Origin of the sequence: Corynebacterium lactis RW2-5, assembly GCF_001274895.1 — a bacterium.
GTDB classification, from domain to species: domain Bacteria; phylum Actinomycetota; class Actinomycetes; order Mycobacteriales; family Mycobacteriaceae; genus Corynebacterium; species Corynebacterium lactis.
This window is the reverse complement of record NZ_CP006841.1, coordinates 2,571,051-2,585,785: the sequence shown is the minus strand read 5'-3', so window position 1 is coordinate 2,585,785 and position 14,735 is coordinate 2,571,051. Positions and strand designations below refer to the sequence as shown.

Here is a 14,735-nt window from a genome sequence, read left to right as displayed (position 1 = left end):
CACTACCTCTTCCGCAGCACCAGCACCAGATTCGACACCGCGAACTCGCGCAGCACTGGCACGTGTACCATCCACCACGCCCACCAGGGGTGATAGCGCGGGAACGCCGCCAAAACCTCGGCCTCACCAGCGCGCTCGACAGCATCGCCCCAGCGCATACCTTCCGCGCAGCCGACCTTAAACAGCGACTCGCCAAAGTAGTTCTTCGGCCGCTTGCCGTGCTTCTTCTCATACATCCGCCGCGCGCGGTCGCCGCCGAGGTAATGTGTCAGCCCCATCTCGTGCCCGCCGAACGGCCCGTACCAAATCGTGTACGAGTAGACCATCAGCCCGCCGGGTGCGGTCACACGCAGCATCTCCCGGCCCATCCGCCACGGGTCGGACACGTGTTCCGCCACGTTCGACGAGTACGTCAGGTCAAACGCACCATCGCGAAACGGCAGGTCAAGCCCCGAACCGCGCACCGACGACTCCAGCTTGATTCCCGCCGCCGCCATCTCTCCGACATCCGGCTCGCAGGTGTAGTACTCCACGCCGCGCTCGGCGAACGCACGTCCGAAGTAGCCCGGCCCGCCGCCGACGTCGAGAATCCGCATCCCCCGCAAAGCCCCGCTTGCCGACGCCCCCTGCGCCGCCTCATCGCCGTGGGCTTCGGTATAGCCGACTCGGGACGCCCCAGCCGCAATACCCTCCAACAGGCCAATAGTGTCCTCGGCCAAGTGACCGTAGAAAATGCCAGGGTCAGTCTGCTCGTATTTGAAGTCCCCGAGCAGGCCGAATGACCTTTTGAGCGTCGCAAAGCGAACCAAAGGGGCGAGTGCACGAGGAACGAAAAAGGAGGGGAGTCTAAACCTGGTCACCCCTATAAACCTAGTAGACGGGCGGCGTGCGCGGAGGTGGGTTCGGCGGGTAATCGGGGCAAAGCGGGGACGGTAGGCAGGCGGAGGGATATTCTGAGATAGTTATGAAAATTTTGCTGTTGTGCTGGCGCGATACCGGCCACCCCGAGGGCGGCGGAAGCGAACGCTACCTGGAGAGAGTGGCCGCGTATCTCGCGCAGCAGGGGCACCAAGTGGTCTTTCGGACCGCGAGCTACCCCGGGGCGCCTGAGCTTCCCGAGCGTGATGGTGTCGTATTCTCCCGCGCGGGTGGCAATTTTTCCGTCTACGTGCGCGCATGGGCGGCCATGGTTGCGGCGCGGTTCGGTGCCGGGTCAATAGGCAACGCGCTGGGTGGGCGTCCGGATGTGGTCGTGGACACTCAAAATGGCGTGCCCTTCTTCGCGCGTATCTTCTCAAGCGCATTGGCGCGGACCTCGACGGTCCTGCTCACGCACCATTGCCACCGCGAACAGTGGCCGGTCGCGGGACCGGTGGTGGCGAAGCTCGGTTGGTTCATCGAATCGCGCCTGTCCCCGCTGATTCACCGGCGCTGCCGCTACATCACGGTGTCCGAGCCGAGCGCCGCCGAGCTGGTGAACCTCGGCGTGGATGCCGATCGCATCGAGATTATCCGCAACGGCGTCGACCCTATCCCTGAGGAGGCCCGCTCCACCGCCGGTGTCGGTGATGCCGCGATTGTCAAGGGTGAGGCGCCGCACCTGGTGACGCTGTCTCGCCTGGTGCCGCACAAGCAGATCGAGCATGCCATCGACGTTCTTGCCGACCTGGTGGAAGACTACCCCGGAGCAATCCTCGACGTCATTGGTTCCGGCTGGTGGCACGACAACCTGGTTGAATACGCAGGCCAGAAAGGTGTTGCGGACCATGTGGTCTTCCACGGGCAGGTTTCGGAGGCCGACAAGCACCGCATCCTCTCCGGCGCGTGCATCCACATGATGCCCTCGCGTAAGGAGGGCTGGGGCCTTGCCGTCATCGAGTCCGCTCAACACGGCGTGCCGACGGTAGGTTACCGGTCCTCAGCGGGCCTGAATGACTCCGTCAACGACGGTGAGACGGGACTCCTCGCGGATGACGAGGCCGATCTGGCTGAAAAGACCCGGAAGATTCTGGCGGACCCGGAGTTGCGGCGACGTATGGCGGAGGCCTGTGTCGCTCGCGCCGATGAGTTCGGATGGGATAAGACCGCAGCGGCGGTACTGAAGGTTCTGGAGTCGCCACGCGTTCGGTAGGTTGTCGGGGGTCGCGGGCTCTGTCCTCTCGAGATGCGGTTCCTGGGCCTCTTTTCTGCATTAAAAGGCCAAAAATCGGCCCATCATTGGATTAGTTCTCAATTTTGTGACACTTTTTAGCAGTAGCAAATTTGACCACCTGGGCATCTGCAAGAGTGAATGGCGCAAACTTGAGAGCTTGTCACTTTAGGGGCTTCTTCGCGCTAGTTCTTGTGGGGCGTGGGGTGCAAGTGGTCGATGATGCTACAGCACCACCTCTCGGGTGGGGATATGCAACCGACGGCGCCGGCGATGTACTTCAAATATCGCCCCGGAGAGAATCTGTTTTCGGCGAGACCACGCCCGACCGGAAAAGTCCTTGAACGTCTTCGTTAACGCCTCCGCGGAAAAAGAGCCCCCGCCGGCCCCGCGAGCGCGCACAGTATCCACATCCCAAAAGCTGCCCACGCAGCAGCATAGTGGAGGTCACTGGGGCGCTCGGGGCGCTCAATAACTCCCGGAACATGGTAAAGGTGCAGGTCATCATCGCTGTAAACCGAATCTAACGCTGCAAGAATCGACTGAGCATTGCCCATATTTCCCGGTGAGTTTTCCACTAGTACCCAGCCGACGCCATTTCCTCGAAGAACGTCGAGCGCCCGCTCGATGCCCGTTCCAGCACCAGCATCAGCGCCAGCCAGCAAAGTCCGTTCCACCAGGCCCGACCCTTCGCCGGCGACAGCAGTGCCCGACACAATCAGCTCGCCCGACCCCACAACCGGCGCGGGCAGCGCCTTGAATGCGGGATCGAATACGGGTAACCCGTCGATGATCCGGTAGGACCCGGCCGGCAAAACTGCGACGGCGTGCTCATCCATCGCAACGACTCCCGAAACCGCGGACCACCCCGCCCAGCTGGGCACGGGTCGCAAGACGGAGACGTCGGCAGGCAGAGTGGGCACCGCCGCAACGATGATCAGCGCGCTCACCGCCCCCGCCAACCACTGCCCGGCTCGCGTGCCGACGTCACGGGCCCGCGCCGCGAGGTGCTCCGCGCCGGCGGCGGCAAGGAGCACGTATGCCGGAAGTGCCAGGGCCACCCACTTTTGGCCGTCACGGAGAAGCCCGGCGCCGGGGATGTGCTGAAGGGCCCAACCCATCACAGCAATACCCGGTGAGGTGGCAGCCAGCGCTACCAGGGCGATTGATACGCCGGCCATGATGATTAGACCTCGCCAACACGGACCTGTCTCCGGGCACGATGCCGGCCTGGAATCCCACACGCGGCGGAATCCGAGAGCAAACAGAGCCAGTAGCACAAGCACCATCGCCGCTGAGAACCCGACCTCGCGGGTGAGCGGAACAGCTTGCCGGTTCCATATCCCGCCCAGGCCGAGCAACGCACCCAGCGTGCCGACATGCGCCTCCGCGCGAGCAGCAAAAGCCGCGGCCCCTGATGCATCGGCGGAGGAAGCCGCGCCGAAGTTCAATGCCGAGGCAACCAACCACGGTGCGCTGACCAGGGCAGTCGTGACGGCAATCCAGGCGCGGTCGCGCCACGCACGGGCTGCCACCAGTCCCGTAATCCCGGCGAGCAAAGCGCCGGTCGGGGTGAGACCCGCCACGGCGATTGCGCTGGTCCGCCACCAGGGGCTGCGCATCCGGGCAGCCAAGACGACCGCGGGTAGCAGCACCGCCGCAATAACCAGGGACCACTGGCCCTGGAGGAGTCGCTCCACGACGAACGGATTCCATAGCAGCATCGTCGGCGCGATGAGTTGGCCAACGAGGCTGACACTCCGGGGTGTCCGCCCAGCACGAGATTCCCGCACAGCGCCAGTGCCAGCACCACCAACAACGCCACTCGTCAGCGTCCTCGCCAGCTCAGCTGCCGCCAGCCCTCCAATAACACAGGCACCGACCATGAGGAAACGAACCCAGTGGCTGGCATCAACGAAATACCCGAGCGCCCAGAGCAGGGTGTCCTGGGGGACGGACCGCGCGGCAGATTGGCCGAGGCCTAGGGTGGCGTCGGTAAGCGGAGGGTGGGAGGGGATGACCATGTCTCGCAGGAGGAACTGCGGTGGGCCGAAGGCGCGCCCGCCCGCCTGGCCGGAGTCGGCGGGCAATGCCGGGAAGAACAGTGGCCAGCAGACGGCGGAGGTGAGGGCGAAGATCCATGCCAACACAAAAGCCCAGCCGACTCGCTCGGAATGGGAGCGGGCCGACTGGGCCAGGGTTGCACGGAAGTTTTGAGTCACGCGCTTTATATTAAGTTATTTCGTCGCCCGTCACGGCAATGCCGTGGGGCTCCTAATCGGGCATTGTCTTTCGTCTCGCCCTTGCGCTTAGCCCTTGGAGCGGACGCGGAAACCAACCAGAACCAGGATCAGGCCAACGATACCCAGAATCCACGGGGCAACGGTGCCGCCGATAAACATGGCGCTCATCGCATCGGTAGCCTTCTGCATCTGGGCTTCCTTGGACTTGCCGTCCCACTGTGCGGTGTAGTCCATAGCGGTGCGGTTGCGCTCGGCGCGCTCCTTTTCGTGGCCAGCCTTGGAAGCGATCTCCTCGGCCTCCTTGGCATCGCGAGCGTAGAACATGAACATCTCTTCGGTGCCGTTGACAATCACGCCGGAGGTGGGCTCAACACGGACGGTGCGGACGTTGGTGTAGTAGCGGTCCATCTCGACGTCCTCATCGCCCTCGAGGCCCCACTTGTGGCCCGGGAAGGACAGTCGCATGGAAGCGAGCGTGTTCTTGTCAGCCTCAGTCAGCTTGCGGCCGTCGCGAGTGAAGTGCTCCTTCAAGGATTCGTACAGGTTCTGCGGTGGGATGGTCATGGAGTACTTGTAGACGGTCTCGCCGGCCTGCTCTTCCTCGCCGACGAAGTCAATCTCGAAGTTGCGCATCGACTGAACGTCGTAGTACGGGTAGGACTTCTTTTCAGTGCCGAAGGGGAACTGGTACTGGATACCAGGGCGAGGGAACGTCGGAGGCTCCGTGTCCTGGCCGCTCTTTGGTGCGTTGATAGCGACGCTGGAAGTCGGATCCTCAACAGGGAATGCGGTGGAGCGGTTCAGGGTGATGCGATCCAGTGTCGCGTTGACTAGGTTGTTCGGCTCTTCCTTGTCATCGCGCAGCATGGTGGTGCCGACCTGCATGGTGGCGACCTTCTCGTCCGCCGGCTCCTCAATCTCGACGTGGCGCTTGGACTGCAGCGGAGTCTTATCGTTGATGAAGCAGTGAACCGGGAGCTTCTGCTTCTCCTCATCCGTGGTGGCCTTGCAGCGCGGGTCGTTTTCGCGACCCGGTGCTGGCTGATTCTTGCCTAACAGTGCGGAGTCGAGCAGAGCGGCCTCCCGGATTTCAGTGGAGGTATCGCTCACGGTATCAAGCGGAATTACCCGAAGACGGGGCACCAGGAAGGTGGGCAGCAACACTGCAATGACAATCAATGCCGCGCCGATGAGGATCAGCGCGTTTCCGAGAGTTCTCTTCATGAGCGATTGGTTCCCTTTACTTCATTAAACTTTCTCGTGCAAAACGTAGCAGGAAGCCGGCGTGTGTGTGCACGATTTTTCATATTATCTTGTCAGGAAAACGAAATGGTTTTTCAGAAATATGCCCTGACCTGCTTTTACTAGATAATAAGATAATTCAGACTTTATCACCTTTAAGTCCTGTGTAAGAAAGAATTATGAAAAACGCTAGTCTCGTGTCCGCGCCACCCAAGGCCTTAAAGCCGGGTTTCCTGCCCTCGTTGGAGGGGCTGCGAGCAGTCGCATCCATCGGCATCATCGGCACGCACGTTGCGTTTCAGACCGGTCATGACACGGGGGCGCTGTGGGAGCGCGTCCTCGGTCGCTTCGATTTCTTCGTTGCCGTGTTTTTCGCTCTGTCCGGTTTTTTGCTGTGGCGCTCGCATCGCACGGGCTTTGGCGGGGTTCCTCCCCGCGCTGCTTTCCGACGTCCCGACCGGGGCTTCGCCGCAGGCTGGCTTAAGTACTACAAGAAGCGATTCGCCCGGATTATCCCAGCTTATTGGGTGCTCGTGGTCATCGTTTTAGTGGCGCTGCCCGTAGGCAGTGGCGCCGATTGGAAGACGTGGCTGACCAACCTGACGCTCACCCAGGTGTATTTTCCGAACTCCCTTCACGGTGGCCTGACGCACCTGTGGTCCCTGTCTGTAGAGGTCGCCTTCTACGTCGCACTGCCGGTCCTTGCGATCGGCTTGCGAGGCATTGATCCGCACGCGCGACAGGGCCGCCGGATCCTTGTGATTAGCCTTCTCGCAGCCGCCAGTTGGGCGTGGCCGTACCTGCCGATTCCCTACCCAGATGGGGTTAATCCGCACATCCAGCCGGTCGCCTACTTCTCCTGGTTTGCCGTCGGAATGGTGCTTGCGGAGCTCGAGTCGCTCCAAGGCGTACAAACCGCGTCGGCACGGGCGAAGGTCGAACGAATTCAGCGCTGGGCCCGCCGCCGCCCACTGTGGATTGCATTGGCTATCGCCGCTTTAGTGCTGGCGTCCGTCCTTGGTCCGGAGGGCCTGGTCGATTTGAGCAACTGGGAATTCACCCGCCGACTCCTCTGCGGCCTCGTATTCGGAGCCGCCATGATTGGTCCGTGGGCGATGGCGCCGGAGTCGAAGTTCTTCGAGCACCCCGTCATGCAGGCACTCGGCCGTTGGTCCTACGGGATCTTCCTTTGGCATATCGCGATGCTGTCGGTAGCCTTCCCCCTCCTCGGCGTGAACCTGTTTAGCGGTCACCTCTTCGCGGTGTCCGTCGTGACAGTTGCCCTGTCTATTCCCGTTGCCGCCGCCTCCTATGCGCTGGTGGAGGAGCCCGCTCGCCGCTACTTTGGCCGCGTGTGGGTGAACCGCTAGGCGCTTTTCACTAGGTGCCTTCCTTCGGGGCAAACTCGTCGCGGCGTGCTCCGAGGCCTAGTTATCCGAATCTCTCCTCCCGAACGCCACCGAGTAGCAGGCGGTCGCAGCCAATGCCGCTGTCATCAGCAGCTGCAGCGGCCAACCCTCGCCGGCGTAGTCCTCCTTCGGCCACGGGTTCGTCGCGAGCAGCACCGCGCCCGCTCCCATCGCCGCCGCCAGAGAGGAAATCAGCCCGTACCTTAGGGCCCGCTCCCGCTTGCTGACGCCCACACGCCCCCGCATCGCCCGCTCCGCCGCCTGGGCAACGGCAACGACGCCGAATCCTACGAGCAGCCCGGGCCAGGATGACACGAGCGCCACTGTCACGGTCGCCGTTACCGCGACGACCGCGCGGGGAAGGTCGGTACCGAGCGCGTCCGGAGGGATAGGGCCCGTGGGGTGGTGGCGCCGGAAAGCGAAAATGAGGATTCCCGCAACGAGCGCGTATGCGACGGCGAGCGCGCCACCTGCGATGATGCCGCCCTTCCAGAGTTTCTGTGGCGGGTAGGTCAGCTCGGGCATGCCGTGGACCCCGGCGGGGACAATCCAGCCCTGCTGCCAGCCGTTGACGGTGACTGGGCTCATGGGCGCGCCGCCGACGAGGAACTCGCGGCCGCGGTTGACGGAGCTCGGCAGCCAGAGGACGCGGTCGTTGCTGCTGGCCTCGATGGGCTGGTCCAGGGCTGGGGACACCTGCGTGGCCTGCTGCTGCTCGGAGGTCGGGGCGAAGTAGGACTCGTCGGTCAGGGAGACCCAGTCGGACTTGGCGTCGATGCGCCACGCGCCCGCCGGCAGATCCAGAGTTTCGCCGCAGGCCAGGTCGCGATTGCCGCTGCCGTCGGCGCGCTCCAGGGTCGCCCATGGGTCGCCGATGCCGTTGCGGCAGGTGTCGGCATCGACGCGGACGCGGCGGTTCGCGGGTACCGTGAACAGGCGGACGAAGGTGCCCTCGCGGACCTCCTGGCCGAAGACCCAGCGCTGTGCCAGAGGGGAGGAGTCCGGGACGACTGGCAGGCGCACCGGTGTCAGGTCGAGGTCGGCAGAGTCTGTGCCTGCGTCTGCATCAGCACCCGCACCCGCGTCTGCATCAGCACCCGCGCCCGCGCCTGCGCCGGGTACCACCAACTTCAGTTCGGCGATGCCGAACCCGATTGGCGCGATCGTGGCGGTGACCTTCACCTTCTTTGTGGCGGAGCCGGGCAGTGGGATGCGCGTCGGCTGTCCCGGAATCAGCTGCGTGGACACGGAGGCATCGTCGGTCTGCACGCGCACCTGAGCGGGCACCTTCGCGCCGGTCAGCGTGATGACCGCGCCGTCGGTCCGGTCGGGCAGCGTCAGCTCGACCCACTCGGCCTGGCTCTTGCCGGATAGCGGCTCCCACCAGGTGCTCTTATCGCCATCCAGCATCGCGTTGACCGAGTGCTGCGAAGCCGCGCCGCCGACGTTGTACGGCTCCGAGGAGGACGAGGACACCGCAATCTCGCTGCGGCCCGTCGCCGTCTGCACCAGCGGGATACCGGCCACGGGATAGTCGGGGACCAGGTTGCGCACGTTGGTCTCCTCGTCGGCCGCCAGGATCCCGGACTCCGCACGGACCACCTCGCCGTAGTTGCGCCCGCGCCGGGCCGGGGTGTCTGTGACGGTGCCCGCGTCCGCGCCCGCCAGGATGCGCACAGGGGCATCGCGGTCGACCTCGTCGAGTCGCGGCAGCACCTCGGGGCCGCCGGCGACCAGCGGGATCTGCGTTGTGTCGATCAAGCGCGGACTCATTGCTTTATCGCGCACCAAGGCCGGCCCCGCACCCCAGATCTCGATGGCGGTGCGGCCCTTGTCATCCGCGAACTGCGCAACCTTCTCCATTCCCTTGGATGCGCGCAGTGTGTCGCCGATGTCCTGTAGCGAGTCTGCCCGGTAGCCCAGGCGCAGGTCACGGCGGACCAGCACGTAGCCGATGCCGTTGTTCCTCAAGGTCGCGTCCAGTGCCGGTACCTCGCGCCCGCGCGTCAGCGAATCGCGCAGCCCGTCGAGCCCGCGGATGGCCTCTGGCGGTACCAGTGGAATCGCATCGCGGACGGCCCAGGGGACGTCGGCAAGCGGTTGGATGGGTTCGTCGCGAGTGTTTCCCCAGTTCTGGTCAGCAAACGGCGACGACGGCAGCAGCAGCGTGCGCGTGCCGGACCCGTGGGCATTAATCCAGTCGGCAGCCTCGTGCCAGTAGCCGGGAACCTTCTCGAAGGGCCCCGCCGGAGCCAGCCGCGCGCTCCACGCGGGAGCCGTCGCACCGACCAGCACCAGCAGCACTCCCATCGCCGCGATCGCCGCCGGGTGCTTCTCCGGGTGCAGCCACTTTTCGCTTGCCGACGTGCCGACGCCCACGTCCGCCTCTGCGCTCTTACGCTCCCAGGGCCACGGCAGCTGGGCGGTGGCGTGCGCGATGCCGATGATTAGCGGGAGCCGCAACACCGTGTCGAACTTGTGCAGGTTGCGCACCGCGGCCAGTGCGCTGTCGAGGGCCTCGCGGGCGGGCTGCCAGAGAAGGCCGAAGGGCTCGGTCCAGGCGGCCATGATGACGATGCCGATAAGCGCCATCGTCAGCCACATGCGGCGAAGCGGCAGGCCACGCATGGCCAGGCCCAGCAGGCCGAGCGCGGTCACCGAGAGCGTGGCATAAATCAGGATTGGCTCGGCAACCAGCGCATTTCCGCCGATGCGCTCGAAGGAGACGAAGGGCGTCCATGACGTCGTTCCACGCAGCGCCTCCCCGAGACTCATCCACCGGGTGGTCACGCCGGAGGACTCAATGTAGTCGGTAAACGGCGCGGAGTAGCGGCCGAGCAGCAGCAGCGGCACTATCCACCACATGCTTACCACGGCGCACGCGGCCAGCCAGCCGCCGAGCATAGACCAGGCTCGGGCGCGGCGCGGGCCGGTGAAGCCGAAGAACAGCAGGATCAGCCCCGCCGGGATGCAGGCCGCCGCGGTGCTAATCGCGTTGACGGCACCGGTGCACAGCACCGCCAATCCCGAGAGCAACACCGCCCGCGTGGCCGCGCGACGCGGCAGGCTTGAGCGGTCGCCCGCCACCCGCAGCAGCGGCAGCGCGATCCACGGGGCCAGCGCTACGGGCCAGGTCTCCGAGGAAATCGCGCCCAGGGTTGTGATGATGCGCGGCGACAGGGCGTAGAGCAATGCCGCAATCACCCGCGAGGTATGCGATCCGACCCGCGCCGTCTCCGCGATTCGGTATGCGCCGGTGAAAGCGAGGCACAGAGTCAGCGACCACCACAGGGCCTGGGCGACCCAGTCGGGCGCGAGGGCGTCGGGAAGCAGATCGAATGCGGCGAAGAAGGGGCCCTGCGGGAAGAGATAGCCGTAGGCCTGGTTCTGCAGCTGTCCGAGCGTCATGTTCTCAGACCACATGTTTAGCGCGCCGGAGAGGAAACCTGTCGGGTCCTCCGTCAGATCGTGTTTGGTGTCCGCGACGGTTTTGCCCGGGGATTGGACAAACGCCAGCAGGCACAGCGAAACCCACCACGGGGCAAGCGCGCGAGTGCGCACTCGACCGGTGGTGGGCATGTCTAGCTGCAGGTCGGTTCGGCTACGAATAGCAGAGTTTGCCTAGCGCTGGCCGTACTCGACGCCGCCAAGAAGGGCCTGATCAGCGGAAACGGCCTGAGCTTCCGGGATTTGGTCCTCGGTCAGAGCCTGGCCGAGGCCGAAAATAATCGCACCACCGAGCAGGGCGCCGATGAGGGCGGAGGCAAGTGCCGGACCGATGCTGCGACGTGGTTCGGAATCAGTCTCGTACGCCATGTGAAGACTCCTCGTTACATATAAATCAAACCTGAAAGGAAACTATACCCGCTGGCTCCTGTGACTCCAGTAAAACCGTGTGGTTTCCCCCAATGCGGGGACACGCAGGTAAGCAATGGTCAGAAGAATAACTGATTTTGTATCGCGCAGTGAAGTTTTTAAAAGTTTTCCTGAAAAACTTTTAGTCTTTCGCCGCCGGCACAATCAGCACCGGCCGGCCGGCATTCTTTACGACGGCATCAGACGTCGACGCGGAGAACAGGCCGCGGAATCCAGTCAGGGCGCGGGTGCCTGACACAATCACGCCAGCGTCGAGCTCCTCGGCGGCATCGACGATCGCGGACCAGATGGTGGTCTCAGTCTCGACCAGGTACGGCTCCGCAACGAAGCCGGCGTCAGCGGCCACGGCGACGCCCTCGCGGCAGATGGCGACGGCCTCGTCGTGGGCGGGGTCCCCGTTTTCGGTGGTGGAGTCCCAGTCGGGCTGCATCATGCCGGAGGCGCCGGCCGTGCGGGCGGCCTGGCGCTGCAGCGGCTCCCAGGCGGTGAGGATGTAGGCCTTCTTAACCCGTAGGAGCTGACCTGCGTATTCCAGCGCACGCTTGGATTCCTCCGAGCCGTCGTAGGCGATGAGCATTGAGTCAGAAATCGGTTCAACCATGGTCCTTTAAGAATCCTCTTCCATAGAAATTTCAAAAAATTTCGTGTCTACCTCAGGATAGGACAACGGGACTCGAAGCCGACGGCATTTCGGCTACATCTGGATTGCCGGATGCAGCTTCTTCATCGTCCATGTTCTATCGCGAGCGGCGGCAAAGGCGGTGATGGCCAGCGCCAATGCCATGAACCCGACAAGCGCCACGATGGCGATTGGCAGGCGCGAGTCGAAGTCCCCGTAGAGGACCTGACGGAAGCCGTCGACCGCATACTTCATCGGCATGAACGGGTTGATCCACTGCAGAACCTTCGGCTCAGTCTCGATGGGGTATAGGCCGCCGGAGGCAACCAGCTGAATCATCAAAAACGCCATCGACGCCACGCGGCCCGGGCCCGTGCCCAGCAGGGTGAGGAACATCTGGTTGAAGGCTACGTACATCAGCGAAACCAGGATGCCAAAGGCCGTCAGTCCCGCAACGGTAGAGGCCTGCAGCGGCGTTGCCAGCAGCGTCAGCCCGACGACAGCGAGAGCCTGCGCAACACCGATGACTGCGGGGGAGAGGAAGCCGTCGATTGCCGCGCGCAGGGGCGAGATGCCCGAGGCGATTGCCCTGCGCTGGATCGGCTTGAGTAGGAAGAACATGATGATCGCGCCGATGTAGAGCGACAGCGCGAAGAAGAACGGGGCCAGTCCCGCGCCGAAGGTGTTGCTGCCGGCATCGTTGTGGTCGGAGACCTGCACCGGCCCGCCCATGACAGAGGCGATGTCCTTGCGCTGTGTCGGCGTCCACGTGGGCACGGAGTCGGCGCCCTCGCGCAGCCCCTTGGAAAGTTCCTGGCTGCCGTCGTGCGCCTGGCCCAGCCCATCGCGCAGGCGGTCCGCGCCGTCGCTTAGCTTCACGCTGCCGTCGCGGAGCTGGTGGGAGCCGTCCTGGAGGCGTACCGCGCCGTCCTGGAGCTGACCGATTCCGTCATCGAGCTGGTGGGCGCCGTCGCGCAGGCGGTGCGAGCCGTCCTGCAGGCGATTGACACCGTCCTGGAGCTGGCCGAACTTCGCGATGCCGTCGCTGACCTTGCCGAAGGCCCCGCGCAGCTCTGAATCAGGATCGTTGAACTGGGCATTTAGGTCGCGAACGCCACCGGTGACCAGGTCGACCTTCGCCATCGCGTCCGATTTCGGGCCGAGGCCGTGGGAATCGAACTGATCCGCCAAGTTGTACAGGCGCTTCGCGGCATCCTGGCTCACCGGGTCGGGGAGCCCGGCCAGGCTGTCCGCCACTCGGCGAACTTCGCCCGCGGACTGCCCCTGGGCTTCCGAGGCTCCGCGCGCCACCGACTCCAGCTGCGCGACCTGGTTCGCTGCGGCGCTCACGCGGCCTCCGAACGCGTCGACCTGGGACTTCAGCGCATCGGCCTTGCTCTGGACATCGTTGATAGTGCCCGCCGCGGCACCCACGCCGGCAGCGAGCTGGTCGATGCCGTCGACGAGCTGGTCCGTGCCATCGGCAAGCTGGGAGGAGCCGTTCTTGAGCTTGCCGGTGCCGTCGACGAGCTGGTCCGTGCCATCGGCAAGCTGAGCGGTGCCATCCTTCGCCCTGTGGAGGCCGTCGGAGAGCTCGCCGGAGCCGTCGTGAAGCTTGGCGATGCCCGCGTCGAGCTTCTCGGAACCGTCGGCGGCGCGGCCGATGCCGGTGCCCGCGTCGAGCAGGCCGACCAGCAGCTTATCCACCGCCTGCGAGCCAATCTTCTCGCCGACAACGTTGATGACCACGCGCATGGCGTTCTCGCCGATCATAGTGGAGAGGTAGCCGTTGGCGTCGTTATAGGTTGCCTGCAGGGTCGCCTTCTCCGGCTTCGGGTTGTCCTTCTGTGCCGGCGACGCGATGGCCTGGGAGAAGTCCTCCGGCAGCTCTACCGCGAAGTAGTAGCGGCCTTCGCGCACACCCTCGATGGCCTCCTGGTGCGAAACCTTCTGCCAGTTCAGAGACTTATCCTCGAGTAGGCCGTCGGCGACCTCCTTGCCCGCCTCGAGTTGCTTGCCCTCGACGGTGGTGCCGCGGTCGGAGTTGACTAGCGCGACGGGCACGCGGTCAATCTGCCCGAACGGGTTCCAATAGCTCCACAGGTAGAGGGTGGAGTAGAGGATGGGCATCACGCACATGATTAGGATGGCGACGCGGGAGAGCTTGAATCGGTTGAATCGGCGCAGCTCAGTGCCGATGTGGAGACCGGAGATCATTACTGTTCTTCCCCTTCTGCCTGCGAGTTTCCTGCGTGGTGTTTCCGTGTGTGCTGTCGCGGATTGTCGCCTGCCGCGTGCCGCGGCCCTCCGCTTGCCGACGGTGCTTGCGGCGCATCGTGAATCAACTTCTCCGCGGCTTCACGGGCCTTCTTCAAGTGGCTCCGGACCTCGGAGTTGCCGGTGTGCTCCGGGTGAATATGGCTGCGGTCGGTGTCGAGCTCCACGTTCGCGCCGATGTCGATGAGATTGTCCGGGATTGGGTTCGTTGCGTTGACGACGACCGGGATGTCCTTCGCGATCTCGCCCACGCGGAGCAACAGAAGGTTGCGGTCGGCGATTTCGTGGATCTGCTCGAGGTCGTCGATCACGAGCAACTCGGTGTCATGCCCGTGTGCCGGCTGCAGCGCCAGGGCCATGCGCAGCAGGTGTCGGTCGAGGCCAGGTAGTGCGGAGACGTAGGCGTCGATGGGGGGCAGGCTTCGGGGTCCGAAAACGGCGCCGGCGATGTCTTCGAGGTACTCCTCGTCGGCCTTCTTTGCGCGGTGCCACCAGGGCAGTGACCAATTCAGGTGCTCGCTGAGGAGTGTGCGCACGGTGACATCGCGGTCGAGGAGGTCTACCTGTTCGACGCCTGCGATGGCGACTCGGGTGCGGATGTCGCGGAGCTTGCTGTGGCCCAGGACTTCCAGCGTTCCGGAATCGGCCTTCATCCTGCCCGCGAGGGTCAGGGCGAGGGCTGTCCGGCCGCTGCCGCCCTTGCCAGAGAGAATGGTAACTCCTTGGTTCGGGACCGTGAAGGTCAGCGGGCCATAGACGGGGCCGCCTTCTGCTGCGAGGGAGAGGTCCTTGGCGATGATCGCAGGAGGCGTCGCCGCGTCTGGCGTTTCCGGTGCCTTGGGCGTGGTCTCACTCATGTCGTCCTCTGTAGTTCTTGCGTGGCGGAGCATGTCGCTGGGCTCGGCCGAGCTCAACGGTGC

10 protein-coding genes are annotated in these 14,735 nt (G+C 64.4%); 2 read left to right on the top strand and 8 right to left on the bottom strand.

Annotated elements, in window-relative coordinates:
* Positions 1–2: 2 nt before the first annotated feature.
* Positions 3–809, bottom strand: a complete 807-nt coding sequence (locus CLAC_RS11390) for a class I SAM-dependent methyltransferase (protein WP_342669455.1) — start codon at positions 807–809, stop codon at positions 3–5.
* Between the two features lie 155 nt (positions 810–964).
* Between CLAC_RS11390 and CLAC_RS11385 the strand changes: the two genes are divergently transcribed.
* Complete coding sequence (locus CLAC_RS11385; protein ID WP_053413017.1) at positions 965–2,131, top strand: glycosyltransferase family 4 protein; 1,167 nt, start codon at positions 965–967, stop codon at positions 2,129–2,131.
* A gap of 371 nt (positions 2,132–2,502) precedes the next feature.
* On the opposite strand, the gene CLAC_RS11380 is transcribed toward CLAC_RS11385, so the two are convergent.
* A complete protein-coding gene (locus tag CLAC_RS11380; protein WP_053413016.1) occupies positions 2,503–4,371 on the bottom strand; it encodes an MmpA family trehalose lipid delivery protein in 1,869 nt (622 codons plus the stop codon).
* Positions 4,372–4,458: 87 nt separating this feature from the next.
* A complete protein-coding gene (pgfA, locus tag CLAC_RS11375; RefSeq protein WP_053413015.1) occupies positions 4,459–5,616 on the bottom strand; it encodes a cell envelope lipid trafficking protein PgfA in 1,158 nt (385 codons plus the stop codon).
* 215 nt (positions 5,617–5,831) lie between these two features.
* Between pgfA and CLAC_RS11370 the strand changes: the two genes are divergently transcribed.
* Positions 5,832–7,004 carry an acyltransferase family protein gene (locus CLAC_RS11370; RefSeq protein WP_245621884.1) on the top strand — a complete coding sequence of 391 codons (1,173 nt, stop codon included), beginning with the start codon at positions 5,832–5,834 and terminating at the stop codon, positions 7,002–7,004.
* Positions 7,005–7,061: 57 nt separating this feature from the next.
* On the opposite strand, the gene CLAC_RS11365 is transcribed toward CLAC_RS11370, so the two are convergent.
* The 5 genes from CLAC_RS11365 to CLAC_RS11345 all read right to left on the bottom strand — a co-directional run bounded on the left by CLAC_RS11365 (position 7,062) and on the right by CLAC_RS11345 (position 14,672).
* Positions 7,062–10,604: a DUF3367 domain-containing protein gene (locus CLAC_RS11365; RefSeq protein ID WP_245621883.1), complete on the bottom strand. Its 3,543-nt coding sequence runs from the start codon at positions 10,602–10,604 to the stop codon at positions 7,062–7,064.
* Positions 10,605–10,664: 60 nt separating this feature from the next.
* A complete protein-coding gene (locus CLAC_RS11360; RefSeq protein WP_053413013.1) occupies positions 10,665–10,859 on the bottom strand; it encodes a DUF2613 domain-containing protein in 195 nt (64 codons plus the stop codon).
* A 181-nt stretch (positions 10,860–11,040) separates the two neighbouring features.
* Positions 11,041–11,520: a universal stress protein gene (locus CLAC_RS11355; protein ID WP_053413012.1), complete on the bottom strand. Its 480-nt coding sequence runs from the start codon at positions 11,518–11,520 to the stop codon at positions 11,041–11,043.
* A gap of 93 nt (positions 11,521–11,613) precedes the next feature.
* Entirely contained in the window at positions 11,614–13,755 is a 2,142-nt protein-coding gene (locus CLAC_RS11350; protein WP_053413011.1) for a YhgE/Pip domain-containing protein, read from the bottom strand.
* Positions 13,755–14,672: an ATP-binding cassette domain-containing protein gene (locus tag CLAC_RS11345; protein WP_082313399.1), complete on the bottom strand. Its 918-nt coding sequence runs from the start codon at positions 14,670–14,672 to the stop codon at positions 13,755–13,757. The genes CLAC_RS11350 and CLAC_RS11345 overlap by 1 nt, the downstream gene beginning before the upstream one ends.
* Between the last annotated feature and the right edge of the window lie 63 nt (positions 14,673–14,735).

Bases quoted from the DNA above. Each gene is read 5' to 3' on its own strand.
- CLAC_RS11385 (WP_053413017.1), top strand. From the start codon at position 965: ATGAAAATTTTGCTGTTGTGCTGGCGCGATACCGGCCACCCCGAGGGC.
- pgfA (WP_053413015.1), bottom strand. From the start codon at position 5,616: ATGAAGAGAACTCTCGGAAACGCGCTGATCCTCATCGGCGCGGCATTG.
- CLAC_RS11360 (WP_053413013.1), bottom strand. From the start codon at position 10,859: ATGGCGTACGAGACTGATTCCGAACCACGTCGCAGCATCGGTCCGGCA.
- CLAC_RS11355 (WP_053413012.1), bottom strand. From the start codon at position 11,520: ATGGTTGAACCGATTTCTGACTCAATGCTCATCGCCTACGACGGCTCG.
- CLAC_RS11350 (WP_053413011.1), bottom strand. From the start codon at position 13,755: ATGATCTCCGGTCTCCACATCGGCACTGAGCTGCGCCGATTCAACCGA.
- CLAC_RS11345 (WP_082313399.1), bottom strand. From the start codon at position 14,672: ATGAGTGAGACCACGCCCAAGGCACCGGAAACGCCAGACGCGGCGACG.